25 protein-coding genes and 4 tRNA genes are annotated in these 26,783 nt (G+C 38.7%); 28 read left to right on the top strand and 1 reads right to left on the bottom strand.

The window, feature by feature from the left end:
• Window positions 1–975: 975 nt before the first annotated feature.
• From rpmH to NST21_RS27920, 11 genes are all read left to right on the top strand, one after another.
• Window positions 976–1,110 carry a 50S ribosomal protein L34 gene (gene rpmH, locus NST21_RS27970; protein WP_034316183.1) on the top strand — a complete coding sequence of 45 codons (135 nt, stop codon included), beginning with the start codon at window positions 976–978 and terminating at the stop codon, window positions 1,108–1,110.
• A gap of 80 nt (window positions 1,111–1,190) precedes the next feature.
• A complete protein-coding gene (rnpA, locus tag NST21_RS27965; protein ID WP_340892429.1) occupies window positions 1,191–1,547 on the top strand; it encodes a ribonuclease P protein component in 357 nt (118 codons plus the stop codon).
• 180 nt (window positions 1,548–1,727) lie between these two features.
• Complete coding sequence (gene spoIIIJ / locus NST21_RS27960) at window positions 1,728–2,516, top strand: YidC family membrane integrase SpoIIIJ (RefSeq protein WP_053348309.1); 789 nt, start codon at window positions 1,728–1,730, stop codon at window positions 2,514–2,516.
• Window positions 2,513–3,133, top strand: coding sequence for an RNA-binding cell elongation regulator Jag/EloR (gene jag, locus NST21_RS27955; protein ID WP_340892428.1), 621 nt, complete (start codon window positions 2,513–2,515; stop codon window positions 3,131–3,133). Before spoIIIJ ends, jag begins: the two co-directional genes overlap by 4 nt.
• Before the next feature lie 344 nt (window positions 3,134–3,477).
• A complete protein-coding gene (gene mnmE / locus NST21_RS27950; protein WP_340892427.1) occupies window positions 3,478–4,863 on the top strand; it encodes a tRNA uridine-5-carboxymethylaminomethyl(34) synthesis GTPase MnmE in 1,386 nt (461 codons plus the stop codon).
• Window positions 4,864–4,883: 20 nt separating this feature from the next.
• Window positions 4,884–6,770 carry a tRNA uridine-5-carboxymethylaminomethyl(34) synthesis enzyme MnmG gene (gene mnmG / locus NST21_RS27945; RefSeq protein WP_340892426.1) on the top strand — a complete coding sequence of 629 codons (1,887 nt, stop codon included), beginning with the start codon at window positions 4,884–4,886 and terminating at the stop codon, window positions 6,768–6,770.
• A 30-nt stretch (window positions 6,771–6,800) separates the two neighbouring features.
• On the top strand, window positions 6,801–7,517 hold the full coding sequence (gene rsmG, locus NST21_RS27940; protein WP_056521964.1) for a 16S rRNA (guanine(527)-N(7))-methyltransferase RsmG: 717 nt from the start codon (window positions 6,801–6,803) through the stop codon (window positions 7,515–7,517).
• Between the two features lie 416 nt (window positions 7,518–7,933).
• Window positions 7,934–8,794 (top strand): nucleoid occlusion protein, encoded by an 861-nt coding sequence (gene noc / locus NST21_RS27935; RefSeq protein WP_340892425.1) that lies wholly within the window; start codon window positions 7,934–7,936, stop codon window positions 8,792–8,794.
• Window positions 8,795–9,019: 225 nt separating this feature from the next.
• The gene (locus tag NST21_RS27930) at window positions 9,020–9,781 is read left to right on the top strand and encodes a ParA family protein (RefSeq protein WP_056522133.1); all 762 of its coding nucleotides are present in this window, start codon (window positions 9,020–9,022) and stop codon (window positions 9,779–9,781) included.
• The gene (locus tag NST21_RS27925) at window positions 9,774–10,634 is read left to right on the top strand and encodes a ParB/RepB/Spo0J family partition protein (RefSeq protein WP_340892424.1); all 861 of its coding nucleotides are present in this window, start codon (window positions 9,774–9,776) and stop codon (window positions 10,632–10,634) included. The genes NST21_RS27930 and NST21_RS27925 overlap by 8 nt, the downstream gene beginning before the upstream one ends.
• Window positions 10,635–10,709: 75 nt before the next feature.
• Entirely contained in the window at window positions 10,710–11,411 is a 702-nt protein-coding gene (locus NST21_RS27920; protein WP_201250190.1) for a DUF554 domain-containing protein, read from the top strand.
• A 66-nt stretch (window positions 11,412–11,477) separates the two neighbouring features.
• Here NST21_RS27920 and yyaC read toward each other — a convergent pair whose 3' ends face one another.
• On the bottom strand, window positions 11,478–12,113 hold the full coding sequence (yyaC, locus tag NST21_RS27915; protein WP_340892422.1) for a spore protease YyaC: 636 nt from the start codon (window positions 12,111–12,113) through the stop codon (window positions 11,478–11,480).
• A gap of 392 nt (window positions 12,114–12,505) precedes the next feature.
• Between yyaC and NST21_RS27910 the strand changes: the two genes are divergently transcribed.
• The 17 genes from NST21_RS27910 to yycF all read left to right on the top strand — a co-directional run bounded on the left by NST21_RS27910 (window position 12,506) and on the right by yycF (window position 26,780).
• Window positions 12,506–13,342 carry a mechanosensitive ion channel family protein gene (locus NST21_RS27910; RefSeq protein WP_340892421.1) on the top strand — a complete coding sequence of 279 codons (837 nt, stop codon included), beginning with the start codon at window positions 12,506–12,508 and terminating at the stop codon, window positions 13,340–13,342.
• 20 nt (window positions 13,343–13,362) lie between these two features.
• Window positions 13,363–13,560: a DUF951 domain-containing protein gene (locus NST21_RS27905; protein WP_098177045.1), complete on the top strand. Its 198-nt coding sequence runs from the start codon at window positions 13,363–13,365 to the stop codon at window positions 13,558–13,560.
• Between the two features lie 166 nt (window positions 13,561–13,726).
• Entirely contained in the window at window positions 13,727–14,827 is a 1,101-nt protein-coding gene (gene ychF / locus NST21_RS27900; protein WP_053348320.1) for a redox-regulated ATPase YchF, read from the top strand.
• 208 nt (window positions 14,828–15,035) lie between these two features.
• Complete coding sequence (gene rpsF / locus NST21_RS27895; RefSeq protein WP_056521977.1) at window positions 15,036–15,320, top strand: 30S ribosomal protein S6; 285 nt, start codon at window positions 15,036–15,038, stop codon at window positions 15,318–15,320.
• Between the two features lie 69 nt (window positions 15,321–15,389).
• Window positions 15,390–15,920 (top strand): single-stranded DNA-binding protein, encoded by a 531-nt coding sequence (ssb, locus tag NST21_RS27890; RefSeq protein WP_056521980.1) that lies wholly within the window; start codon window positions 15,390–15,392, stop codon window positions 15,918–15,920.
• Window positions 15,921–15,967: 47 nt separating this feature from the next.
• On the top strand, window positions 15,968–16,207 hold the full coding sequence (gene rpsR, locus NST21_RS27885) for a 30S ribosomal protein S18 (RefSeq protein ID WP_053348323.1): 240 nt from the start codon (window positions 15,968–15,970) through the stop codon (window positions 16,205–16,207).
• A 280-nt stretch (window positions 16,208–16,487) separates the two neighbouring features.
• Window positions 16,488–17,429 (top strand): YybS family protein, encoded by a 942-nt coding sequence (locus NST21_RS27880; protein WP_340892418.1) that lies wholly within the window; start codon window positions 16,488–16,490, stop codon window positions 17,427–17,429.
• A gap of 35 nt (window positions 17,430–17,464) precedes the next feature.
• Window positions 17,465–19,435, top strand: a complete 1,971-nt coding sequence (locus tag NST21_RS27875; RefSeq protein ID WP_340892417.1) for a DHH family phosphoesterase — start codon at window positions 17,465–17,467, stop codon at window positions 19,433–19,435.
• Window positions 19,432–19,881, top strand: a complete 450-nt coding sequence (gene rplI / locus NST21_RS27870) for a 50S ribosomal protein L9 (RefSeq protein ID WP_098177048.1) — start codon at window positions 19,432–19,434, stop codon at window positions 19,879–19,881. Before NST21_RS27875 ends, rplI begins: the two co-directional genes overlap by 4 nt.
• Before the next feature lie 150 nt (window positions 19,882–20,031).
• Window positions 20,032–21,396, top strand: coding sequence for a replicative DNA helicase (gene dnaB / locus NST21_RS27865; RefSeq protein ID WP_053348327.1), 1,365 nt, complete (start codon window positions 20,032–20,034; stop codon window positions 21,394–21,396).
• Between the two features lie 508 nt (window positions 21,397–21,904).
• Window positions 21,905–23,197: an adenylosuccinate synthase gene (locus NST21_RS27860; protein WP_053348328.1), complete on the top strand. Its 1,293-nt coding sequence runs from the start codon at window positions 21,905–21,907 to the stop codon at window positions 23,195–23,197.
• A 388-nt stretch (window positions 23,198–23,585) separates the two neighbouring features.
• Window positions 23,586–23,661, top strand: a tRNA-Lys gene (locus NST21_RS27855).
• 7 nt (window positions 23,662–23,668) lie between these two features.
• Window positions 23,669–23,740 (top strand) — tRNA-Glu (locus NST21_RS27850).
• Window positions 23,741–23,763: 23 nt separating this feature from the next.
• Window positions 23,764–23,839 (top strand) — tRNA-Asp (locus tag NST21_RS27845).
• A 42-nt stretch (window positions 23,840–23,881) separates the two neighbouring features.
• Window positions 23,882–23,954: transfer RNA gene (locus NST21_RS27840), tRNA-Phe, on the top strand.
• A gap of 412 nt (window positions 23,955–24,366) precedes the next feature.
• Window positions 24,367–25,788: a M23 family metallopeptidase gene (locus NST21_RS27835; RefSeq protein ID WP_340892414.1), complete on the top strand. Its 1,422-nt coding sequence runs from the start codon at window positions 24,367–24,369 to the stop codon at window positions 25,786–25,788.
• A 284-nt stretch (window positions 25,789–26,072) separates the two neighbouring features.
• Complete coding sequence (gene yycF, locus NST21_RS27830) at window positions 26,073–26,780, top strand: response regulator YycF (RefSeq protein WP_034316131.1); 708 nt, start codon at window positions 26,073–26,075, stop codon at window positions 26,778–26,780.
• The last annotated feature ends 3 nt before the right edge of the window (window positions 26,781–26,783 follow it).

Raw genomic sequence — 26,783 nt, 5'->3', positions numbered from 1 at the left:
ACTTATCCCTCCTTTGCAAAATATTTTTAATAATATCTAAAATGTATAGGCACAAATAAACTCATCGATTGCCATCTTAATATAAATTTTGACAGCAAAGGTTCGGTGAGCTGTATAAGGGAGTGTTCTGTAATGTGATGTCCCTATTACTATATCTTGCGCTGTACAACCTTTGTACAGACTACATCTTGTAAGGTGATGTAGGTTTGGATGATTATTCATCAACAGGTATTTGGAGAAATATATAATAAAGAAGAAAAAAGGGTTTTCGACAATATCCACCGTCTGTGGACAGATTAATATACACAGGTCGAATAAGCTATCCACATGTTATGCACAGTCTGTGGATAAACCTTACCTGTTGATAAAGTTATTCAGAGTGAAAACACAAATATAATATCAGAAATTCAGGCGTCTTGCAATGGGTTAGAAAACTTTATCCACAACTTACCGAGCCTGTGGGAAAAACTTTTCCACAGGCTATTGTTATGTGCAAAAGTCTATAAAACAGGTTGTGGATAGGAAAAATCATGTCGAATTTTATCCACAGACTGAAGTTTTGGCACGAATTATATAAATTTATTTCTCTGCTTCTTTAAAACGAATAGGACATAAAAACATGTTGTTATAGCTATCAAATTAAAACCTATTCCTGACAAACCCAATGGTTCATTTAAAAACAACCAGGCCTTCCCTATATTTTTGCTGATTCCTTTTCAGAGTGGAGCGTATAAACTAAGAGATCCGCTTAAATGTGTTTAAGGGAAAAATTCATGGAAATTTCCCTCTCACCAAAAATTTCTATATCAGTTCGAGGCAAAATCATTTACAATAGGCTAGGTAGTAAAAAAAGACCTACTGGACATTGAGCATAAAAAGAAATATTTTTTTGGATGAGGTTGACAAGTAGAAACCATCATCTATATAATTGTAAAGACTGTCTTTAACTGTTATTCCTCAGGGAGGTGTCATATAATGAAAAGAACTTATCAACCGAATAATCGTAAGCATAGTAAAGTTCACGGTTTCCGTGCACGTATGAGCACGAAAAACGGACGTAGAGTAATTGCTGCACGTCGCCGTAAGGGCAGAAAAGTATTATCTGCATAGACCACTGAAAAGTCTCAGTGGTCTTTTTTCGCAAAATAAGGGATTTACTGAGACTCAATTCATTTAATGAAGGTGTAAAGATGAAAAAAAAGTTAAGGATTAAGAAAGAGGACGAGTTTCAGCTTGTGTTTAAAAAGGGCGAATCCTCTGCTAATCGGCAATTCGTTGTCTATGTCCTTGAAAAGCCCGAACAGGATTATTTCCGGATAGGCCTTTCTGTCAGTAAAAAAATCGGGAATGCCGTTGTTCGGAATCAGATTAAAAGATACATACGGCAAGCGTTTTTGGAATTGAAAGATGATATAGAAGATGGTAAGGATTATATTGTGATTGCTCGAAAGCCAGCGGCGGAAATGGATTTTTTCCAAGTGAAAAGCAGCTTGATCCATGTCCTAAAACGTTCTAAATCACTAAACTTTATAATGAAAAAACAATAAAGTTCTCCTTTATATCGAAAACTAAGTACTCCTCAGATAATGTCGTAACATTGAGAAAAATAACATAGAAAATTCCTTATTGGACTGTACAAAAAGTGGATTACTTTTCCTTGAAGTCTGCTTGTAAACAGTTCAAAGTTGTTTCAAAAAAGATTGATTGCAGTTAGGAGGAAATTACGGTTGAAAAAACGAATATTACTCATTATTGGACTAGCTTCTATAATGATGTTGTTAGCAGGGTGTACGGAAATTAAAGAACCTATAACTGCAGAAAGTGAAGGGTTCTGGAATCAATACATTGTCTATCCATTATCAGCTCTGATTATTTGGCTCTCTGAAGCATTCGGGGAAAACTATGGTCTCGGGATTATCGGTGTTACCTTAATCATTCGCTTAGCATTACTTCCACTTATGATCAAACAGGTGAAAAGCTCGAAAGCAATGCAGGCCATTCAGCCTGAGATGAAAGAACTTCAAGCAAAATACAGCTCAAAAGATGCTGCCACACAACAAAAACTACAGCAAGAAACGATGGCTTTATTTTCAAAATATAATGTGAATCCATTGGCGGGATGTTTACCAATATTGGTGCAAATGCCGATTTTGATCGGTTTTTACCATGCTATCAGCCGTACGGAAGAAATTGCTCTTCATAGCTTTCTTTGGTTTGATTTAGGTTCCCCGGATCCGTATTATATTTTACCGGTTGTTGCAGGTATTACGACTTTTATTCAGCAAAAATTATCCATGGTTGGAATGAACTCTAATCCACAAATGGCAGCACAAATGACAATGATGCTTTACATCATGCCAATTATGATTGTTGTTTTTGCAATTAAATTTCCCGCTGCTCTTTCACTTTACTGGGTAGTAGGTAACATTTTCGGTATCGTTCAAACGTATTTCATTAAAGGTCCAGATCTTAGAAAAGCAGCTGCGGAAAACGCGGGAGGAGCAAAGAAAAAGTGAAAAAAGTAACTGCTGCAGGACAATCTGTCGAAGAAGCAGTAAATTTAGCTTTAGCTCAACTGAACAGCACTAGGGATCGCGTGGAGATTGAAATTGAAGATGAAGGCAAAAAAGGTTTTTTTGGTTTATTTGGTGCAAGGAAGGCAATCGTCCATGTGACTTTGCCAGCCGACCCTATTGAAGAGTCACTGAAATTTTTGAAGAATGTCAGTGAAAACATGGGAGTTAATGCAGAAATTGATGTCCGTCGTCAAGGTAAGAATGTAACGTTTCATTTATCAGGTGAAAAGATTGCTTTATTAATTGGAAAACGGGGGCAAACATTAAATTCCCTTCAGTATTTAACGCAGCTGGTTGCAAATCGCTATTCGAAGCAGTTTTTGAATGTAACTGTAGATGCAGAAGATTATCGAAATCGCCGCAATGATACTTTAATCCAATTGGCTGATAGAATGGCAAATAAAGCAATAAAAACTGGTAAATCTGTTTCACTAGAGCCGATGCCATCCTTTGAACGGAAGGTCATTCATAATGCTCTACTGCATTACCCAAAAATCAAAACAAATTCCAATGGTACAGAGCCATATCGCCATTTGGTCATTACTCCAATCAGATGAACCTTCTGCTATTAAGCGGAGGTTCTTTTTTTGGTTGTCTGTTGAATTCTTTAAAAATAAATAAAAATTCAACAATATTCGACATGTTTCTGTTTTGACCATTCGTAATTAGTAAAGAGTTAAGAAAAGAGCAAGAAGGAAAGCAGGCTATATTTGTTATTCACATGTGGATAAGTTAAAATAAGTGATACAGAATATGGGTTTTAATGCATGTGGATAACTCTTGAAAGGAAGGAGTATCTACTTTTTTTCATGAATATACTGTGGTATTGTAGTTATTTAGGGAATTCGACGATTTTATTATGGGAAAAATATAGAAACATCAATATATAAGAGGTGAAAGCATGGAATTCGATACAATCACCGCTATCTCTACTCCCTTAGGGGAAGGGGCAATTGCCATCGTAAGAATCAGCGGTGATGAGGCCATAGAAATAGCCGATAGAATCTTTAAAGGACCAGGCGGGAAAAGTTTGCTCGAAGTGAAATCACATACGATTCATTACGGACACTTAACTCAACCGAAAACAGGTGAAATCATAGAAGAAGTTATGGTTTCTGTTATGAAAGGTCCAAAGACATTTACAAGAGAAGATGTAGTCGAAATAAATTGTCATGGCGGGATCGTTTCGGTCAATCGGGTATTACAGCTTATCCTCTCACAGGGAGCTCGTTTAGCAGAACCTGGTGAATTTACGAAACGAGCTTTTTTGAATGGAAGGATTGATCTTTCCCAAGCAGAAGCTGTTATGGATTTAATTCGGGCAAAAACAGATAAAGCGATGAATGTAGCCTTAGGGCAAATGGAAGGGCGGCTTTCGAAATTAATTCAAAAGTTACGTCAGGAAATTTTACAGACCCTCGCACAAGTCGAGGTAAACATAGATTACCCGGAATATGATGATGTCGAAGAAATGACACATCGTTTATTTTTGGAAAAAGGCAGCTATGTGAAGACGGAGATAGAGAAACTCCTGCATACTGCACAGCAAGGGAAAATTCTGCGGGATGGGCTGGCGACGGTTATCATCGGACGCCCAAATGTCGGAAAATCTTCTTTGCTTAACAGCTTAGTTCATGAAAATAAGGCCATTGTTACTGATATTCCCGGCACAACACGTGATGTAATTGAGGAATATGTCAATGTTCGCGGAGTACCGCTTAAACTTGTCGATACAGCAGGGATTCGGGAAACAGAGGACATTGTTGAACGAATTGGTGTTGAACGCTCTCGTGCGGTATTAAAAGAGGCAGATTTAATATTACTTGTCTTAAACTATTCCGATGACTTTACACCTGAAGATGAAAAACTATTCCAGGCCGTTAAAGGAATGGATGTTATCGTTATTATCAATAAAACTGATCTTCCGCAAAAAATCAATTTGGATCAGGTTAAGGAAATGGCAGCATCGCATAAAATTGTTTCTACGTCTTTACTTGAGGATCAAGGAGTCAATGAGTTGGAAGATGCGATTGCTTCTTTATTCTTTGAGGGTTCTTTAGAATCAGGAGACTTAACCTATGTTTCGAATGCTCGTCATATAGCCTTACTTAGTCAAGCATTGCAGTCAATTGAGGATGCAATTGAAGCGATTGACATGGGGACGCCGATTGACTTAGTTCAAATTGATTTCACAAAGGCCTGGGAGCTTCTCGGCGAAGTCATTGGTGAAAGTGTTCAGGATAATTTGATCAACCAATTGTTCTCGCAATTTTGTTTAGGAAAATAACAGTAAAAGGAGGAGAAAACATGCAATACGAAGCAGGAAGCTATGATGTTATTGTTATTGGAGCTGGACATGCTGGTAGTGAAGCAGGCCTTGCATCTGCAAGAGTTGGAGCTAAAACTTTGATGGTTACCATTAATTTAGATATGGTCGCCTTTATGCCATGCAATCCGTCTATTGGCGGACCGGCAAAAGGGATAGTTGTCAGAGAAATTGACGCTTTAGGCGGTGAAATGGGGAAAAATATTGATAAAACCCATATTCAAATGAGGATGTTGAATACAGCTAAAGGTCCGGCAGTCCGTGCGTTGAGGGCACAGGCTGATAAATATCTCTATCAGCAAGAAATGAAAAAGACGATAGAAGATCAAGAAAATTTGACATTAATTCAAGGAATGGTTGAGGAATTAATTGTTGAAAATGATGTTTGTACGGGTGTCATTACTAAAACAGGTGCAGTGTATCGTGCGAAAACTGTCGTAATCACGACAGGAACATATTTACGTGGAGAAATTATTTTAGGGGAACTAAAATATTCAAGCGGTCCTAACAATCAGCAGCCTTCCATCAGACTTTCTGAACATTTGGAGCAATTAGGATTTGATTTAGTTCGTTTTAAAACAGGAACACCTCCTCGCGTCAATAGTTCATCTATTGACTACAGCAAAACAGAAATACAGCCTGGTGATGAAGTCCCACGTGCTTTTTCTTATGAAACAACGAAATTCATCACTGACCAATTGCCATGCTGGTTAACATACACGAATGAGGGAACACACCAGCTCATCGATGAGAATTTACACCGTTCACCGATGTATTCTGGGATGATTAAGGGAACTGGACCACGCTATTGCCCATCAATAGAAGATAAGGTCGTACGTTTTAATGATAAACCGCGCCATCAAATTTTCCTTGAACCTGAAGGGCGCAATACAAAGGAAGTTTATGTGCAAGGGCTGTCAACAAGTCTACCTGAAGATGTACAAGTGAAAATCCTTCAAACGGTTCCAGGGCTTGAGAAGGCGGAAATGATGCGTGCGGGATATGCAATTGAATATGATGCAATCGTTCCTACACAGCTTTGGCCTACACTAGAAACGAAAAAAGTTAAAAACTTGTATACAGCAGGCCAAATTAACGGAACGTCCGGCTACGAAGAAGCGGCGGGCCAAGGGTTGATGGCTGGTATTAATGCAGGATTGAATGCGATAGGAAAAGAAGAACTGATCTTAAGCCGTTCGGATGCCTATATTGGAGTTTTAATTGATGATCTTGTTACGAAAGGTACGAATGAACCATACCGCTTGCTGACTTCACGTGCAGAATATCGTTTACTGTTGCGTCATGACAATGCGGATTTACGTTTAACGGAAATTGGTTTCAATATTGGAATGATCAAAGAAGACCGCTACAAACGTTTTCTTTTGAAAAAGGAAGCAGTTGAAGTAGAAAAAGAACGACTGAAATCAACCTTCATTAAACCAACGCAAGAAGTGCAAGACGTTATTATTACAAGTGGTGGCAGTGAGTTGAAGGATGGAATTCGTGCGTCTGATTTATTGAAACGTCCTGAAATGGATTATTCTCATATTCAGAAGCTGGCTCCAAGTGATGTCGAACTAAGCGACGAAGTGACGGAACAAGTCGAAATCCAGATTAAATATGAGGGATATATTGAAAAATCTCTGCAACAGGTCGATCGTCTGAAAAAAATGGAGAATAAAAAAATTCCAGAGAACATCGACTATGATGCCATCTCCGGTCTTGCAACGGAAGCACGTCAAAAATTAAAACAGGTCCATCCGCTATCAGTAGCTCAGGCTTCACGAATTTCCGGTGTAAATCCTGCTGATGTCTCCATTTTGCTTGTTTATTTGGAACAAGGTAAGATTGCCAGAGTTTCTCAGTAACGGAAATACCCGAAAAGGATTGAAGAATTCATGAACATTGAACAATTTCAACAAGCACTACAGGAGAAGGGTATCGAGCTTTCTCCTCGTCAGCTTGAACAGTTTGACACCTATTATCGATTATTGGTGGAATGGAACGAAAAGATGAACCTAACCGCCATCACGAATAAAGAAGAAGTTTATTTAAAGCATTTTTATGATTCAATCAGTGCAGCTTTCTATTTCGATTTTAACAAGCCTTATCAGATTTGCGATGTTGGAGCAGGAGCTGGATTTCCGAGCATTCCTTTGAAAATTTGTTTCCCAAATATCCACGTATCTATCGTGGATTCTTTGAATAAGCGAATCTCCTTTTTAAATCATCTTGCTGATGAGTTACAATTAAAGGGCGTTTCCTTTTACCATGACCGGGCGGAAACCTTCGCTCAAAAACCAGAGCATCGTGAATCCTATGATATTGTTATGGCAAGAGCGGTAGCGAGGATGTCTGTCTTAAGTGAGCTTTGTTTGCCGCTTGTCAAACCGGATGGGACGTTCATTGCCATGAAAGCGGCAAGTGCACAAGATGAAATGGATACAGGCAAGAAGGCGATTTTTACATTAGGCGGAAAAATTGAAGAAATTTATCCCTTCACATTGCCCGAAGAAAATAGTGAAAGAAACATCATTACGGTAAAAAAAGTAAAGAAGACTCCTAAAAAATACCCTAGAAAACCTGGTACACCAAATAAACAGCCCATTGAATAATCCTTTTACTATGAGGCTTTCTATTCATTGTGGCTGATAGATAGATTTTGGCTAGCACTTGTTCTAATTTTCTTTTACTATAAATGTAGGATTTTTTTATCCATTTAAAAATGTATAAGTAAACCTGAAGGAGAATATCCGACAAAGTGTTCTTTACAACCATATGCCTCGTTTTCCTACAGAGCGAGAAAGTCGGAGTTTTATCTTTTTGAAAAATCAGGGAAATAATCTCGGGCAAGCCGGCAGATATCTATAATATCTGGGCGTCTAGGCCTCATTATTGCTTTAATGACGACAGTCGACATGTTTTTTACAACGATGGACCATATGTATAACCATGTCGGGAAATGTATGCAGGACTTGTCCTTTCAATAGAGAATATGTTATTTGGGAGTTTTAAAAGGTGGTGTAGGAAGATGAAGCATCCTTTTTCGCGGTTCTTTGGGTTTGGCGAAAAAGAAGAACAGCAACTAGAGATGGAGACACCTAGCAATAATAACGAAGAAATAAGAAAAATTTCCATTTCTGATATTGTGCCTAATCGATTTCAACCAAGGACCGTTTTTAATGACGATAAAATTGCAGAATTGGCTCAAACGATTCATACACACGGAATCATTCAACCGATTGTAGTAAGGGCGTATGGTCAGGGGCAATACGAAATCATTGCAGGCGAGCGTCGTTTTCGTGCTATGCAAAAGCTTGGTTGGGAATTGGCACCGGCTATTGTTAAGGATTTTACGGATACAGAAACGGCTTCAGTTGCGCTGATAGAAAACCTTCAGCGTGAAGAGCTGACACCGATTGAAGAAGCATTAGCTTATGGGAAACTATTAGAGCTTCATAGTTTAACTCAAGAAGCTCTGGCACAAAGACTCGGAATTGGCCAATCTACCGTGGCGAATAAGCTTCGGCTGCTTAAGCTGCCGAAGGAGGTCCAAGATGCACTTCTTCAAAAGCAAATTACGGAACGTCATGCCCGCTCGTTAATTCCTTTAAAAAGTCCGGAAAAGCAGATCAAACTACTTTTGGAAATCATCGAAAAAGGCTATAACGTTAAGCAGACAGAAGAGCGGGTCGTCAAGCTCCTCACCGGAACGGTACTTAAGCCGAAGCCAAAACGAAAGGCGTTTAGTAAAGACATGAGGATTGCGGTAAATACCATCCGTCAATCGTTGAATATGGTAACAGACAATGGAATAAATTTGGATGCAGAGGAAGAGGAATTCGAGGAATATTATCAATTTACGATTAAAATTCCTAAGAAGAAAACTTGATCCCCTTTTCCTTAGCCCCCGCTTGGTAGTCTTCGATTACCAAGCTTTTTTTATTCTCTCTTTTCAACAGCATCTTTTGGTCATTTTTAGGGAAATTCCAAATTTTAAGAGGAATTTCAGAAAACGATTTCTTCCAGGTTTATTCATGATAAAATAGAAAGAAAGAAAATTACGGTAAATGCATTTAGATATAGAGTATAAAGATCGTTGAAAGCAGGTGAATTCGTGGGTAAGATTCTCGCCATTGCCAATCAAAAAGGCGGTGTTGGAAAAACGACAACTTCTGTCAGCCTTAGTGCTTGTCTTGCATACATAGGACAGAAAGTCTTATTGGTCGATATCGATCCGCAGGGAAATGCGACAAGCGGTGCAGGTATTGATAAAGCAGATGTAGAACAATGTATTTATGATGTATTGGTTGATGATGTCGAAGCCAGTACCGTTATCTTGGAAACAAAGGTTGAAAACTTATATATTATACCTGCGACAATTCAACTTGCAGGTGCTGAAATAGAACTTGTTCCAACCATCTCTCGGGAAGTACGTTTAAAAAGGGCGTTAGAAGAGGTGCAGAGTCAGTATGATTACATTGTAATCGATTGTCCACCATCATTAGGACTGCTTACCCTAAATGCATTAACAGCTGCTGATGCTGTTTTAATTCCTGTACAATGCGAATATTATGCATTGGAGGGCTTAAGTCAGCTCTTAAATACGGTCCGTCTCGTGCAAAAGCATTTAAACCATGATTTGAAAATCGAAGGTGTGCTATTGACGATGTTGGATGCTAGAACAAATTTGGGTCTTCAAGTTATTGAGGAAGTCAAAAAATACTTTCAGGATAAAGTTTATCAAACCATCATTCCACGTAATGTCCGATTGAGTGAAGCGCCGAGCCATGGAGAACCGATAATTATTTATGATCCAAAGTCACGAGGAGCGGAGGTCTATCTAGAACTGGCAAAGGAAGTGGTGTCAAATGGCTAAGGGACTTGGCAAAGGACTAAACGCACTATTCAACAATGGGGAAATCAGTAAAGATGAAATCGTGCGGGAAATTAAATTGAGGGAATTAAGGCCAAATCCTTATCAGCCCCGGAAAAGTTTTCGACCTGAAGCGATAGAAGAACTTAAGCAATCAATCATAGAGCATGGGATATTACAGCCGGTTATTGCCCGGAAAAGTATTAAAGGCTATGAAATTGTGGCTGGGGAGAGACGTTATCGTGCCGCAAAAGAAGCTGGTTTAAAGACAGTACCGGTTGTTGTGAGAGAACTGAATGAACAACAGATGATGGAACTGGCCATTTTGGAAAACCTTCAACGGGAAGATTTAAACCCAATCGAGGAAGCGGCTGCTTATCAAACCCTGCTTGAAAAATTAGAAATTACTCAAGAACAGTTGGCTATTCGCTTGGGGAAAAGTCGGCCGCATATTGCTAACTATGTTCGATTACTATCTTTGCCTGAAAAGATAAGGAGTTATATCTCTGAAGGTGAAATTTCTATGGGGCATGGTCGTGCGTTACTAGGATTAAAGAAAAAAGAGTTGCTTCAGCCAGTTATAGACAAAATTCTCAAAGAAGGAATGAATGTCCGAAAGCTAGAGCAATATATTCATCAATTAAATGATACGGTTTCACGTGAAACTAAACCTGCGAAACAAGTGAAAAAAGATATATTTATAAAGCAGCGGGAGTCAAGTCTACGTGAAAGACTAGGAACAAGCGTGACTATTAAACAAAGCAAGAAAAAAGGGAAAATAGAAATCGAATTCTTTTCAAAAGAAGATTTAGAGAGAATATTAGACTTGATTGATCAAGAAAACCTTTCCTCTTAGTCCCTTCTTTGAGAGATGATTTTTGAATGTAGATATGCAACAGGGGATCTTACTGTAGAGAATTAGGTGAATAAGTTGGTTTTATTGGGGACTTTTGTGAATGGGGCTTGTATTTTAATCGGGTCAATTTTGGGAATGTTTTTACAGCATATACCTGAGAAGATAAAAGAAACGGTTATGAGTGGTATCGGTTTGACCGTTATTGTCTTAGGATTGCAGATGGGTTTTAAAAGTGATAATTTTATCATGGTCATTATAAGTATTGTGGGAGGCGCTGTGCTTGGAGAATGGATGAATCTTGAAGCCAGGCTTAATTCTTTAGGCAATTGGATTGAACGTCGGATGAAAGCGAAAAAAGGAACTTCGATATCACAGGGATTCGTAACAGCCACGCTCATATTTTGCATTGGAGCGATGGCCATTATCGGTGCCTTGGATAGTGGGATCCGTAATGATCATGATGTTTTAATAACAAAATCGATTATTGATGGGTTTACAGCGCTAGTTCTGTCCAGTACTCTTGGCATTGGTGTACTTTTTTCAGCATTCCCTATCATTCTTTATGAAGGATTCATTGCCATTTTTTCAAGGCAAATTAATACTTTGATCCCAACTGCGTTAATGGATTCCTTCATTCTTGAAATGACAGCAACTGGAGGAGTCATGATTTTAGCGATTGGCTTGAATATTATCGGTGTCACCAAAATCAGGGTGGCTAACCTGCTTCCAGGAATAATGATTACAGCAATTCTAGTTACAATCATGTATTATGTATAAAAATAAGGAAGGGGTGAACCCCTTCCTTATTTTTATACTCGGCCAAACTTTTCAGGAACATTAGAATTACAGGGTTTTTTCCTGTTTGAATGACCAGGAGAATGGAGTGAAAGTTGGTTTTACTGGATAATGATTTTGTGCTTCATAAATACCCTCTGCAATGGTTTTGGCCATTTTTAAGACTAGATTAAGACGAGTATTTTGTAGGACCATAAACTCCATGAATCCACTGACATTCACGATTCCAGTAATATGGGCATTGCCAACAGAAGGTAGATCTTTATTGACTCCAGCGCCAGGTTTCACCGGACCTTGGCCAATTTGAACAATGCCGACGCTTTTCAATTTTCCTAAGCAAGCATCGATTCCGACGATAAAGGGATTGGTATGGATTTTATTAATTTCACTTAATTTTTCCTGTAAATTCATAGCATGTATAGGATTATCGAGAGTTCCATAAACATGGAAGGAAGAGGCACCGTCTTCTGTTTTTTCATTAAGCAGAGTGCCGACAAGTGGACCGAGGGAATCGCCAGTAGAACGGTCTGTGCCAATACAGACAATTACGATAGGTTGAAGCTTTCCAGTTGGAAGAAGGTTGATTAATTCTTGGGAAATTTGTTTAGATGCATCTGTATCTTCATGTAGGATGCGGCTCAATCTATTTTTATTATTATTAAATAGACTAGAATTCAGATTCATCGGCTCAACTCCTTTACTTCGTTTGGTATTACAGTATACGGATAAAAAAGGAAAAATATACGGTATTTAATGTAAAATTGGTGGGGGATTTATTTGATAAGAACACGCAAACGGGGGAAGGGGAAATAGTAAGATGCTTCTTCCTCTACCAATTGTCGTTATATATACTCTCTAGCAAAAAATCATTCATGGAAATAGAAAAAACTTCTAATTATCTTACCTATATACCCATATTTTTTTTGTACAGAAACCCATATTTATTGATAAAATAGAGAAAACTTCTTATTTAGGGTTATCTTTCGGCTTGAGGGGTAGATGGAATACGTCCAAAATAGGAAGGTCATAGGGAATCTAAAAGTTTTGCAGGATTTTGCAATAGGCAGGAGGAAAAGATGGATAGCATTTATAATAACGTTACAAAAGAATTATTGGATGAAAAAGTATGGCTACTGATGGGGGAGGGAATTATTAAAATCTTCCTTGTTCTGTTGTTATCGCGTATTATTATTACAATAGGAAAGACCATTTTAAATAAATTTTTCAAGGCTCGTTTAAGAAGTCCTATTCGAGTTTCAGAGCGTAGGGAAGCGACACTCATTAAGCTGCTGGAAAATATCATTACCTATGTTATTAATTTCATTGCCTTGATGATGATACTTGAAATTTTTGGACTTCATGTAATGCCATTACTCGCAGGTGCTGGTGTAATCGGTTTGGCGATTGGGTTTGGTGCTCAAAGTTTAGTCAAGGATATCATCACAGGATTTTTTGTGATTTTTGAAGATCATTTCTCGGTTGGGGATTATATTAAAATTAATAATTTTGAAGGGGAAGTCATTGAAATTGGGCTTCGTACAACGAAAATTAAAAGTAGTGCAGGAGAATTGCACTTCATACCTAACGGCAGTATTATCCAAGTTACAAATTATTCTATTTTAAACAGTAAGGCTGTTGTTGATGTGACCATACCTAATGATGGATCAGTCGAACTTGCTGAAAAAGTGCTGGTCGATCTTTTAAGCAGTATGGAAGGTAAATATGAATCCTTAATTAAAGCACCTGAATTTTTAGGAATTGAAACAATAGGTCCTGATGAAATCGTCCTTCGAGTTACAGCTGAAACAAAGCCAATGCATCATGTCGAAATTAGTAGAATATTAAGAAAAGAAATAAGTGCTGCTCTGGATTTAAGTGGAATTACATCTACATACAAAGGCAGCGAGTCGTAGGAACTAGGGGGCTCATGGTTATGGATGAAAAAGAATTTGCACTTAAAGATATTGTCGAAATGAAAAAACCACATCCATGTGGAGTGAATAAGTGGAGAATTATCCGGCTGGGTATGGATATCCGGATAAAATGTGAAGGCTGCGGTCATAGCGTGATGTTGCCTCGACGTGAATTTGCAAAGAAAATGAAAAAAGTTCTACTAAAGCATGAGGATTGATCATGCTTTTTTCATGGAGAGAAAGCGGTTCTACTATCTCAATGATTTACTTGTCTTTTTAGGAAGTGAAATCTATAATTGGGAAAGGTTTAGGTAATTAGATTGTCTTTATAGAAGATTTATCTTTTTCCATATGTACGAATTATCTTGAAGGAGTGAAATATAAATGGCTTTAACAGCTGGTATAGTTGGTTTGCCTAACGTAGGTAAATCCACTTTATTTAATGCAATAACTCAGGCAGGTGCGGAATCTGCCAACTATCCTTTTTGTACAATTGATCCAAACGTCGGGATTGTAGAAGTGCCTGATCATCGTTTGCAAAAATTGACTGAATTGGTGAAGCCGAAAAAGACAGTGCCAACGGCGTTTGAATTCACGGATATTGCTGGGATTGTAAAAGGAGCTAGTAAAGGGGAAGGGCTTGGGAATAAATTCCTTTCTCATATTCGTCAAGTTGATGCAATTTGTCAAGTCGTTCGTTGCTTCTCTGACGATAACATTACTCACGTTTCTGGAAAAGTAAATCCAATAGATGATATCGAAGTCATCAATCTTGAATTGATTCTTGCTGATTTGGAATCTGTTGATAAACGAATCGACCGCGTTGGAAAAATGGCCAAGCAGAAAGATAAAGGTGCAGTGGCTGAGCATGAAATCCTTGTCGCTTTGAAAGAAGCATTGGAAGAAGAAAAACCAGCTCGTTCAGTTGAATTTACTGAAGAACAGCAAAAAATCGTGAAGGGCATGCACTTGCTTACAGCGAAGCCGACTCTTTATGTAGCGAATGTAAGTGAGGATGAAGTGGCTAATGCTGCTGATAATGAATATGTTCAACAAGTTCGTGAATATGCTGCGAAAGAAAACGCAGAAGTTATCGTAATTTGTGCAAAAATTGAAGAAGAAATTGCGGAGCTTGAAGGTGAAGAAAAGGAAATGTTCCTATCTGAACTCGGCATCGAGGAATCCGGTCTTGATCAATTGATCCGTGCTTCATACAACCTGCTCGGGTTGGCAACATACTTTACAGCTGGAGTTCAGGAAGTACGTGCTTGGACGTTCCGTAAAGGTATGAAAGCGCCTCAATGTGCAGGTGTCATTCACACAGACTTCGAACGCGGTTTCATCCGTGCCGAAATCGTTTCGTATAATGACCTACTTGAGGCAGGAAGCCATAGCGCTGCAAAGGACGCGGGCAAAGTACGATTAGAAGGTAAAGAATATATCGTTAACGACGGCGACGTAATCCATTTCCGTTTTAACGTATAAGGCATAGAGAGACTCTACAGACCCAATCTGTAGAGTCTTTTTTCTCGGTATAGTTTAAGTCTATAACATTTGATTTCAATAAATTGTAATAAGTCTAACCGTTCGTTGCAAAGCCCCATTAACTATGCTATAATTTCTTCTTGTGAGTAATTATAAATAATTGCTCCTTGCCCAATTGGGCCGCTTAGACCAAAAGGAGGTGACAGTGATGAGAAAATACGAAATTATGTATATCATCCGTCCAAACATTGAGGAAGAAGCTAAAAAAGCTTTAGTTGAACGTTTCAACACAATCCTTTCTGATAATGGTGCGGAAGTAGAAGCAAAAGAATGGGGTAAACGCCGTCTTGCATACGAAATCAATGATTTCCGTGATGGTTACTACATGCTTCTTAAAGTTAACGCTGAAAGTGCTGCGATTCTAGAATTCGATCGTCTTGCTAAAATCAGTGAAGACATTATTCGCCACATGGCTACTAGAGAAGAAGTATAATCCGATATTTAATATAAATTCTAATCTTGTTTCACGTGAAACAAGTTTGAAACCTAGGGGTTGATTCTGATGATGAATCGCGTAGTTTTGGTAGGACGCTTAACTAAAGATCCTGAATTACGATATACACCTAATGGAGTTCCTGTGGCTACCTTTACTTTGGCTGTGAACCGTGGTTTTACGAATCAGTCGGGTGAACGTGAAGCAGATTTCATTAACTGTGTAGTTTGGCGTAAACCGGCAGAAAATGTAGCTAACTTCTTGAAAAAAGGTAGTTTAGCTGGCGTGGATGGACGTGTCCAAACACGTAATTATGAAGGACAAGACGGCAAACGAGTATATGTGACGGAGATTCTGGCTGAGAGCGTTCAATTCCTTGAACCACGAAGCAGTTCAGCGGGTGAAAGAAATGAAGGCGGTTCTTACGGTGGAGGTCAAAAAAGTTATAGCAACAATAATAACGGAAATGACAACAATTCGTATGGACAAAATCCTAATCAGAATCAACGGAGCAATAATAACTACACTCGTGTAGATGATGATCCATTTGCAAATGACGGTAAAACAATCGACATTTCAGATGATGATCTTCCGTTTTAAACAACCGTTTAAAATGAAAATTCAACAAGCAGGGAGGGAAATTTATTATGGCAATGGGTGGACGTAAAGGACGCGGTAAGCGTAAAAAGGTTTGTTATTTCACATCTAACGGAATCACTAAAATTGATTACAAAGATACAGATCTTCTTAAAAAATTCGTCTCAGAACGCGGTAAAATTTTACCACGTCGTGTAACTGGCACAAGCGCTAAATATCAACGTAAATTAACGATTGCTATTAAACGCTCACGTACTATGGCATTACTACCATATGTATCTGGTGAATAATAAATAGGCACATTGAGGAGCAGTCCTTAATGTGCTTTTTTTTATGCAATAGGAGTGACGTATAAAAATAGCCCTTTTATTAAAAATCCGCTAAAATGCGGTTTTTTTTGTTTTTTGAAGGAATTTTTATAAACGAAAATAGTCTCTTTCCAAAGAAAAAATTCTATATCATGAAAAAAGATTGTGATGTTTGAAATATCCTATGCTTAACGGATACAATATAAAGATAGAGACTGGAGACATTATTTTTAGTTTTATAAAAAACGGGGGGTGAAAATAATTGAATAGCGGGAGACGAATTGCTGAGGGCGGGGCCCTTTTGGCACTATATTGCATTTTATTGTTCATCACAGTTCATATTCCAATAGTGGGCATCTTCACTCTTTTCTTTTTACCAATTCCTTTCATTCTGGTGACAAATAAACAAAAGATATCATGGGCTCTGGGGTATTTATTTGTTGCTTCGTTATTGTCGATACTTATTGCGACGATATTATCCGTGCCGATGACCTTACTTATGGGGGCAACGGGTATTACCATTGGTTATTTTTTGAAAAAAGATAAACCAATGGCACCTATGTTTATAAGCGCTGTCCTTGTATTCCTAGGGGGTACATTATTAATATATGCGGCCTCGGTATTAGTATTCGATGTAAACTACATAGAAAAATCGATGGTCATGCTTGAGGAGTCCATTGATTCTTCTGTTGTGATCATGGAATCCTTTGATCAGGCATCGACAGAGCAAATCGAAAAGAGAATGCATGAATCAATAGATTTGCTGAACACGCTTATGCCAAGTTTGTTCGTTGTCACTTCTGTCATCATGGTTTTACTGATTTTCTTTGCGGCCCATCCTATTTTGAAGAGGTTCAGCGATAAAACTTTAAAGTGGCCCCATTTTCGAGATCTGCGACTCCCGAAAAGCCTTTTATGGTATTATTTAATTACGATGCTTCTGGCTCTTTTTGTGAATACGGACAAGAATAGTTTTGTATATATGGCCATAACAAACCTATTTTTTATCCTGCAGTTTTTCATTTTGATACAAGGATATTCGCTGGTATTTTATATCAGTCATGTGAAGTCTTGGACTAAAGCTATACCTATTTTAATCGTGGTTGCTTCGCTTTTACATCCGATTTTCATAACCATCATTCGATTTTTAGGTATAATAGATTTAGGATTTCCTTTTAGGGAGACAATCAAGAAAAAGGAATAGTCCTTGTAAAACAGATGCTTTTAGGAGCTGAAACTATGCCATCTTATTTGAAAGAGTACTCGATTAAGTCCCCGTTATATGGGGTGCTGGCTGCAGGCTTGTTACTTTTGGGCGTACTGGCTTATTATAATTGGGTTGTTGCACTTGTTGGATTATTGATTCTTGCTGGTTTATTTTATTTAACATTAAAAGTGGAAGAAAAAAAACAGCGTAAGACAGAAGAATATATAACAACGTTATCCTACCGTCTAAAGAAGGTGGGTGAAGAAGCGTTACTGGAAATGCCAATTGGGATTATGCTCTTTAATGACGATTTTTACATTGAATGGACCAATCCATTTCTGGCTTCATGTTTTAGTGAAGATTCATTGGCAGGAAGATCTCTCTACGATGTCGCTGATTCGATTGTACCGTTAATTAAGCAAGAGATTGAGACAGAGACGCTTACACTCCATGACCGGAAATTTAAAGTGGTCCATAAGCGTGAGGAACGACTTCTTTACTTTTTTGATGTAACAGAGCAAGTTGAAATTGAAAAATTATACGAAGATGAGCGGACAGCAATCGCCATTATTCTGCTTGATAATTATGATGATTTGACGCAGGGAATGGATGATCAGCGTAAAAGTAGTATAAACAGTTTGGTTACCTCACTTCTTGATAAATGGGCAAGGGATAATGGCGTTTTCTTTAAACGGGTTTCCTCGGAACGATTTATCGCTGTTTTTAATGAGCATATCCTTCATCAACTTGAAAAGGGTAAATTCACTATTTTAGATGAAATTAGGGAAACGACAGCCAAGCAAAATGTACCACTGACCTTGAGCATTGGGGTTGGCTCGGCTGTATCTTCCCTACCGGAACTGGGATCACTTGCCCAGTCTAGCTTAGATCTAGCTTTGGGGCGGGGCGGAGATCAAGTTGCTATTAAGCAGGCAAACGGAAAAGTGAAATTTTATGGTGGTAAAACCAATCCAATGGAAAAACGCACGAGGGTCCGCGCACGCGTCATTTCGCATGCATTAAAGGATATAGTCTTGGATAGCGATAAAGTCATTGTCATGGGCCATAAAAATCCGGATATGGATGCAATAGGTTCAGCCATCGGTATTTTAAAAGTGGCTCAAATGAATGAACGTGACGGATATATTGTCATAAACACACAGCAACTTGATAGCAGTGTCCTTCGTTTAATGGAAGAAATTAAAAATAAAGAGGACTTGTATGCACGGTTTATAACTCCCGAAGAAGCATTTGAAATGATTACGGATGAAACGTTGCTCGTTGTAGTTGATACGCATAAACCTTCAATGGTGATTGAAGAGCGATTATTAAATAGGATTGATAAGGTAGTTGTCATTGACCACCATCGCCGAGGTGAGGAGTTTATCAAAAACTCATTGCTCGTTTATATGGAGCCATATGCATCCTCAACAGCTGAACTTGTAACTGAACTGCTTGAATATCAGCCAAAACGCAGCAAAATTGATATGCTTGAGTCTACGGCACTGCTTGCCGGGATTATTGTCGATACGAAAAGTTTTACTTTAAGAACTGGTTCACGAACATTCGATGCAGCCTCTTATTTAAGGGCTCATGGAGCAGATACGGTACTTGTTCAGAAATTCTTAAAGGAAGACGTAGACACCTATATTAAACGGTCGAAGCTGATTGAAGAGGTTGTCTTTTATAAAAAGGGTATTGCAATTGCTTCGGCAAAAACTGATCAGGTCCATAATCAGGTGCTCATTGCTCAGGCAGCCGACACGCTTTTGGCTATGGACGGCGTTGTCGCTTCCTTTGTAATGGCTAAGAGATCTGATGATACAGTTGGCATAAGTGCACGTTCTCTCGGTGATATCAATGTCCAGGTGATAATGGAAATGTTGAATGGAGGCGGACATTTAACAAATGCCGCTACTCAACAGGCATGTTCCATTGAAGAAGCCGAAAGTCGATTAAAAGCAGCAATTGATGATTATTTAGAAGGGGGACAAAAAGAATGAGAGTTATATTTCTAAAAGATGTTAAAGGTAAAGGAAAAAAAGGGGAAGTCAAAAATGTCGCAGATGGTTATGCACATAATTTCCTGATTAAACAAGGATTGGCTGTAGAAGCAAATAATACAAATGTGAAAACTTTGGAAGCTCAGAAGAATAAAGAAGAATCGCTTGCTGCCGAAGAACTTCAACATGCAGAAGAACTGAAAGTACAATTGGAGAAGTTAACTGTTGAATTATCTGCTAAAGCTGGAGAAGGCGGGCGTTTATTCGGTTCTATCACGACGAAACAAATTGCCTCAGAGCTTCAGAAAAAACATGGCATCAAGATTGATAAACGTAAAATGGAGCTTGCTGACGGAATTCGTTCTTTAGGACATACGAAGCTCCCTGTAAAGCTGCATCCTGAGGTTACAGCAACACTCACAGTGCAAGTGAAAGAAATTAACTAATTTTAGTGGTTTCATATCTGTGAAAAATTGATAAAATAGAGATAGACGAAAAAAATGTGATTGGGCATGTTGTCCTTTCACTTTTTTCTTTTTAACTAGAAACATATAAATAAGCAAAAAGTATCCTCTTAGAATGGGAGGTTTTAAGATTTGATAGAACAATTTCAAGATAGAGTTCCCCCTCAAAATATAGAAGCAGAACAAGCTGTGCTAGGGGCCATTTTTCTAGAGCCTTCTTCACTAACTGTTACATCGGAAGTTTTGATTCCAGAGGATTTCTACAGAAGCTCGCATCAAAAAATCTTTAATGTGATGATCAAGTTGAATGACGAAGGAAAAGCTGTCGATTTGATTACGGTGACTGAAGAACTAGCCGCTGCAAAGAACCTTGAAGAAGTGGGTGGGGTTTCATATTTAAGTGAATTGGCCGGGTCGGTACCTACCGCAGCCAATATTGAATATTATGCCCGCATCGTAGAAGAGAAGTCGTTACTACGTCGATTGATCAGGACAGCAACGAATATTGCTCAGGAAGGATATAGCCGCGAGGATGAGGTCGAGGAGCTGCTCGGGGAAGCAGAAAAAACGATCATGGAAGTAGCCCAGCGGAAAAATTCCGGGTCTTTTCAAAACATTAAGGATGTATTAGTACGGACTTACGATAATATCGAGGTATTGACCACCCGTAAAGGTGATGTCACAGGAATTCCGACCGGATTTGCTGAACTGGACCGAATGACAGCAGGTTTTCAACGTAATGACCTTATTATCGTGGGTGCTCGTCCCTCTGTCGGTAAGACCGCTTTTGCTTTGAACATCGCTCAAAATGTTGCAACGAAAACAGAAGAGAACGTTGCGATTTTTAGTCTTGAGATGGGTGCCGAGCAGCTTGTTATGCGTATGCTTTGCGCGGAAGGAAACATTAACGCTCAAAATTTGCGGACAGGCTCCTTAACGGATGAGGACTGGCGCAAGCTAACAATGGCGATGGGAAGCTTGTCGAATGCCGGTATTTATATTGATGATACGCCAGGAGTCCGAATTGGTGAAATTCGTTCAAAATGCCGTCGTTTGAAGCAGGAACATGGACTTGGCATGATATTGATTGATTACCTTCAATTGATTCAAGGAGATGGCCGTTCAGGCGACAATCGTCAGCAAGAAGTATCGGAAATTTCTCGTTCACTCAAAGCGCTTGCTCGTGAACTACAAGTACCTGTTATCGCCCTTTCCCAGCTCTCCCGTGGAGTGGAGCAGCGCCAAGACAAGCGCCCCATGATGTCAGATATCCGGGAATCAGGGAGTATTGAGCAAGATGCTGATATCGTGGCATTCTTATATCGTGATGATTATTATGATAAAGAATCCGAGAATAAAAATATTATCGAAATCATTATTGCCAAACAGCGTAATGGCCCTGTTGGGACGGTTTCGCTTGCATTCGTTAAAGAATACAATAAATTCGTTAACCTGGAACGGCGCTTCGATGATGACTCGATGTCTCCCGGGGCTTAAATAGATTTAATGTTATTCATAGAAAACGGCCCGCCACTTTTGAAGTGGCGGGCTGTTTTTATGGAGAAAATGATAAAAAAGAAAAGCCATCGTAAATAATAAAGGATTTCCATGGGTAAAATAAATGATATTGAAATATTGAAGAGAATAATCTAAATCGAAATGAGAAAAAAAGCCGCTATAAATACCTTAAAAACGCTATTTTCATCTTAGTTGCTTCATTCCCTATCAGTAAAAAGATAAGAGTAAAACCCGATTATTACCAAGTGGTAATCTTTTTATTTTTCAGAATTATCAGTATGAAAAAACGCTACAGAAGGTTAATACCTTATATTTATACTGTAGGAAAGTAGGTAAAATGCATATTTACGAACGAATTATTTATTAATTTATATAATGTTCGGATTTTGTATTGACTTCCTCTTTGAATTATTGATAAAATAGGTTTGTTTGATAAGAACCGGTTAATAACCGGTATTACGTGATCCTTTGGAGGTGCTTTATTCAGATGTCATCAGTTGTAGTAGTCGGTACACAATGGGGAGACGAAGGTAAAGGTAAAATAACAGATTTTCTATCCCAGAATGCGGAAGCCATTGCTCGTTATCAAGGTGGGAATAATGCAGGGCATACGATTAAATTTAACGGTGTTACTTATAAACTGCATTTAATTCCGTCAGGGATTTTTTATAGTGATAAAATTTGTGTTATTGGAAATGGAATGGTAGTTGATCCAAAAGCGCTTGTAGAAGAGCTTGCATATTTACATAGTCACGGAGTGAGCACGGATAATCTTCGTATCTCTAACCGTGCACATGTCATTCTTCCTTACCATATTAAATTGGATGAAGTTGAAGAAGATCGTAAAGGTGCTAATAAAATTGGTACGACGAAAAAAGGAATCGGCCCTGCTTATATGGACAAAGCTGCTCGTAACGGCATCCGTATGGCAGATCTTTTGGACCGTGAAATTTTTGAAGAAAAATTGTCCCAAAATCTTGTCGAAAAAAACCGTATGTTTGAACGTTTTTATGAAACAGAAGGTTTTAAAATCGAAGATATCTTAGAAGAATACTATGAGTACGGACAACAAGTGCAGAAATATGTTTGCGATACATCCGTTGTATTGAATGACGCACTTGATGAAGGAAAACGCGTATTATTTGAAGGGGCTCAAGGGGTTATGCTTGATATCGATCAAGGAACATACCCATTTGTTACTTCATCTAACCCAGTTGCAGGCGGCGTAACGATTGGTTCAGGTGTTGGACCTACGAAAATTAACCATGTGGTTGGAGTATGTAAAGCATATACAAGCCGTGTGGGTGATGGCCCTTTCCCTACAGAATTACATGATGAAATCGGTCATCAAATCCGTGAAGTAGGCCGTGAATATGGTACTACTACAGGCAGACCGCGCCGTGTGGGCTGGTTTGACGCTGTTGTTGTTCGCCATGCACGCCGTGTTAGCGGGATTACCGATTTATCTTTAAACTCCATTGACGTGTTATCAGGTCTTGATACGGTCAAAATTTGTGTGGCTTATGAATACAAAGGCGAAATCATTCATGAGGTTCCAGCGACTTTGAAAGCGATTGGCGAATGTACACCAGTCTATGAAGAGCTGCCAGGCTGGCCAGAAGACATCACGGGATGCAAATCATTGGATGAACTACCAGAGAACGCTCGTCACTATGTAGAGCGCGTATCTCAATTAGTAGGCATTCCTTTGACTACTTTCTCTGTCGGTCCTGACCGTAACCAAACAAACATCGTAAGAAGCCCTTGGCGTCTAGCGTAATTCATGAAAAAAGGAGCTGGCTTTTTTGCCGGCTTCTTTTTTATTTAAATCTAACTCCTTGGTGGTGTGGCTAGTATGTCAGTTTGTACAAATATGATTAAGCAATATGTACTGAGATACTAACAAGGAAATGATGTTTTTAAATAAATTTTGTTTAAAACAGTAGTGAAAAGGAAAAAATATAAAATAAAATAAATTTTATTTTAAAAAACTATTGCATAAACAATAAAAACTATGATATTATCAAAAGCGTCGTCACAATAGAACAAGCCAATAACACGGTAGAGCAACAAGCAAAGCTTCCACAAGTAGCGCGAGTTGCGGAGTTTACATCTTACAGAAGGTAAACAGAAAATCCGGAAATTATGTGGCGAAAATTTATTAGAACGAGCCATTAGCTCAGTTGGTAGAGCATCTGACTTTTAATCAGAGGGTCGAAGGTTCGAATCCTTCATGGCTCACCATTTTTCCGGCCCATTGGTCAAGCGGTTAAGACACCGCCCTTTCACGGCGGTAACACGGGTTCGAATCCCGTATGGGTCACTTCTTTATATAATTTATATGCTGGTCCCGTGGTGTAGCGGTTAACATGCCTGCCTGTCACGCAGGAGATCGCGGGTTCGATTCCCGTCGGGACCGCCATTTTATTTTTTTTATGATTTTTTCATTTAAAATAGAATATTTGGCTCAGTAGCTCAGTCGGTAGAGCAAAGGACTGAAAATCCTTGTGTCGGCGGTTCGATTCCGTCCTGAGCCATCCTTTTGAAAAGCGCCTTTCGGACGCTTTTTTTGTTATATATTAATTTACAAACGGGATAAATCCTGTTAATAGATTGTTATTGATTTGTAACAATCCAATTTTAACCATTTATATAAATGGTTCGCTATTCCTTATCAGGCTTACGTCTACCTCCTTTTTTATTTCGAAAGATACCTTTTCTAAAAACATATTTATTGGTACTTGTTGTCACCATTTATACAGTTCTATTACATTATGAAGTCTATTTCTTGATTTTTTTATTATTATGATAGAGTTATGAGTGGAAAAATGGTTATAGAAATTAGTCATGTACGCGTGAATATTGAAATATTGAAATTGAACTAATATATCTCATATAAATTTGATTAGTTTCTTAATTGGTGACTGGGCCGTTTAAGGAGGACAATATATGTTTATCTCAAAAAATAAAGGAATCTTTCTGTTCATTATATCCCTAATGTTATTGCTTGCAGGAAATCGAGCAACAGCAGCAGGTGTATCGGAAATTAAAACCATTCAGCATGTTTATCTCAACAATGAATTCGTGGGAAGTGTAACGGATGAAGCGGAAATAGAAAAGATTGTAGCGGATAAAGTTGCAGAAGCAGAGGCGGATTATCCTGACTATACATTTGATAGTGAGACGCAGTTAGCATTTGTGGGCGAGGAAGTATTTAGTGAAGAAGTAAAAGAGGACCAAGTCTTAAAGGAAATTGACGATCAATTGGATGTAAAGGCAGACGCGTATGAGATTAACATTGATAATCAGGTGGTCGCTTATGTTCCTTCTAAGGAAGATGCTGAGGAAGTTGTGAGAAAAATCACCTTATTATATGTAGATGAGGAAGAATACGCTGAATATGAATCCAGCAAGAGAGAAAGTGAATCGGATACGGTTGAAACGTTAAAAGAACCAGGAAGCAGAATTCTAAATATCGAATTTTCGCATCCAATTACGTTTAATGAAACCGCGGTTGATCCTAAAAAGATTATGACGGTTAACAAGACCCTTTCCATGATAGAAGAAGGAAAAGAAGAAAAGGCTATCTATGAGGTAAAGGAAGATGAGGAACTTGAAGAGGTCGCTAATAAGCATGATATGGACCTAATTCAGCTGTTGGAGCTAAACCCGGACCTTAATAAGGATAATGGGCTTAAAGTAGGTGAGAGCGTCTATGTGACCCAAGCTACACCCTATGTGAACGTAATGGTAGAAAGAGAAGTTTTGAAAGAAGAGGGGATTCCTTTTGAAAAGAAAGTAAAAAAGGATGATGATCTTCTGAAGGATGAGCTCGTTATTGAACAAGAGGGTAACGATGGCGTTCAGTCATTCACCTATACAGTTGAAGAAACAAATGGTAAAAAAATCAGTGAAACTATCGTAAAAAAAGAAGTTACGGAAAAAGCGATCACAGAGATCACTAGAAAAGGAACAAAGGTCATTCCTTCAAACGGAAGCGGCACCTATTCGTGGCCTGCAGACGGGGGCTATATTTCCAGTAAGCAGGGCCAGCGCTGGGGGAAACTACATAAAGGAATAGATATTGCCCGACCAACAACAAGGACCATCACGGCAGCCGATCATGGAATAGTCGAATTCGCAGGAGATTCCGGAGGTTATGGTAATAAGGTAATAATCAATCATAATAATGGATTTAAAACGTTGTATGCCCATTTAGATTCAATAGATGTAAAAGCAGGACAAAAGGTTGGAAAAGGAATGAAAATTGGGATGATGGGCTCAACAGGCCATTCCACCGGTGTCCACCTTCACTTTGAAGTATATAAAAACGGGTCTCTTGCAAATCCGCTAAATTATATAAGTCAGTAATTGAGAGAAGTCTTCGAAAAATATTCGAAGACTTCTTCTTCTGCTACATACATAGATGAGAATAATAGGAAAAAGGTGATTTAATGCCTGTAAAATGATAAAGTATAATAGATACAATTTGCTTACATTTAGGTGTTTAGACCTTTTAATAGGGTATATATAGTGAACGTTGTTGGACTAAGACGATAGGTCGGTGTAATCAGTAGGAAAATATGAAAAAAGGTCCCGGATAAGGACAAGGTTTTTAATAGATTTAGTTTAGTCATTAAAAAGGAGATAAGTACATGGATAAGAAAATTTTGGTAGTGGATGATGAAAAGCCAATCGCGGATATTTTACAATTCAATTTGAAAAAAGAGGGTTATGAGGTTTTTTGTGCTTATGATGGTAACGAAGCTCTTAAAATGGTAGAAGAACGGCAGCCTGATTTGATCTTGCTTGATATCATGCTACCACAGCGTGATGGGATGGAAGTTTGTAGAGAAGTAAGAAAGAAATATGAAACGCCAATCATCATGTTAACGGCTAAGGATTCTGAGATAGATAAAGTATTAGGGTTAGAGCTTGGTGCAGATGACTATGTGACAAAGCCATTTAGTACCCGGGAAATAATCGCCCGTGTTAAGGCGAACTTAAGACGCCAGCAAGCTGTCCCGGTTCCGGATCAAGAAAATGAACCGAAGGAAATTACAATAGGCACTCTTACTATCCATCCTGATGCCTATGTGGTATCTAAGCGTGGCGACACGATTGAATTAACTCATCGCGAATTCGAATTGCTCCATTATTTAGCAAAGCATATCGGCCAGGTTATGACAAGGGAGCACTTATTACAAACCGTTTGGGGATATGATTACTTTGGCGATGTACGGACAGTCGATGTAACGGTTAGACGTCTTCGTGAGAAGATTGAAGATAATCCAAGCCATCCGGGTTGGATTGTAACTAGAAGAGGGGTCGGTTATTACCTGCGTAACCCTGAACAGGAGTAGTTC

The organism is Peribacillus sp. FSL K6-1552 (assembly GCF_038005205.1).
In the GTDB taxonomy this organism is placed as follows: domain Bacteria; phylum Bacillota; class Bacilli; order Bacillales; family DSM-1321; genus Peribacillus; species Peribacillus butanolivorans.
Note: the sequence above shows the minus strand (reverse complement) of the source record. Positions and strands in the feature narration are given on the sequence as shown.

Coding starts and splice junctions, on each gene's coding strand:
- rpmH (WP_034316183.1), top strand. CDS start 976: ATGAAAAGAACTTATCAACCGAATAATCGTAAGCATAGTAAAGTTCAC.
- rnpA (WP_340892429.1), top strand. CDS start 1,191: ATGAAAAAAAAGTTAAGGATTAAGAAAGAGGACGAGTTTCAGCTTGTG.
- mnmE (WP_340892427.1), top strand. CDS start 3,478: ATGGAATTCGATACAATCACCGCTATCTCTACTCCCTTAGGGGAAGGG.
- mnmG (WP_340892426.1), top strand. CDS start 4,884: ATGCAATACGAAGCAGGAAGCTATGATGTTATTGTTATTGGAGCTGGA.
- rsmG (WP_056521964.1), top strand. CDS start 6,801: ATGAACATTGAACAATTTCAACAAGCACTACAGGAGAAGGGTATCGAG.
- noc (WP_340892425.1), top strand. CDS start 7,934: ATGAAGCATCCTTTTTCGCGGTTCTTTGGGTTTGGCGAAAAAGAAGAA.
- NST21_RS27925 (WP_340892424.1), top strand. CDS start 9,774: ATGGCTAAGGGACTTGGCAAAGGACTAAACGCACTATTCAACAATGGG.
- yyaC (WP_340892422.1), bottom strand. CDS start 12,113: ATGAATCTGAATTCTAGTCTATTTAATAATAATAAAAATAGATTGAGC.
- NST21_RS27910 (WP_340892421.1), top strand. CDS start 12,506: ATGGATAGCATTTATAATAACGTTACAAAAGAATTATTGGATGAAAAA.
- NST21_RS27905 (WP_098177045.1), top strand. CDS start 13,363: ATGGATGAAAAAGAATTTGCACTTAAAGATATTGTCGAAATGAAAAAA.
- ychF (WP_053348320.1), top strand. CDS start 13,727: ATGGCTTTAACAGCTGGTATAGTTGGTTTGCCTAACGTAGGTAAATCC.
- rpsF (WP_056521977.1), top strand. CDS start 15,036: ATGAGAAAATACGAAATTATGTATATCATCCGTCCAAACATTGAGGAA.
- ssb (WP_056521980.1), top strand. CDS start 15,390: ATGATGAATCGCGTAGTTTTGGTAGGACGCTTAACTAAAGATCCTGAA.
- rpsR (WP_053348323.1), top strand. CDS start 15,968: ATGGCAATGGGTGGACGTAAAGGACGCGGTAAGCGTAAAAAGGTTTGT.
- NST21_RS27875 (WP_340892417.1), top strand. CDS start 17,465: ATGCCATCTTATTTGAAAGAGTACTCGATTAAGTCCCCGTTATATGGG.
- rplI (WP_098177048.1), top strand. CDS start 19,432: ATGAGAGTTATATTTCTAAAAGATGTTAAAGGTAAAGGAAAAAAAGGG.
- NST21_RS27860 (WP_053348328.1), top strand. CDS start 21,905: ATGTCATCAGTTGTAGTAGTCGGTACACAATGGGGAGACGAAGGTAAA.
- NST21_RS27835 (WP_340892414.1), top strand. CDS start 24,367: ATGTTTATCTCAAAAAATAAAGGAATCTTTCTGTTCATTATATCCCTA.
- yycF (WP_034316131.1), top strand. CDS start 26,073: ATGGATAAGAAAATTTTGGTAGTGGATGATGAAAAGCCAATCGCGGAT.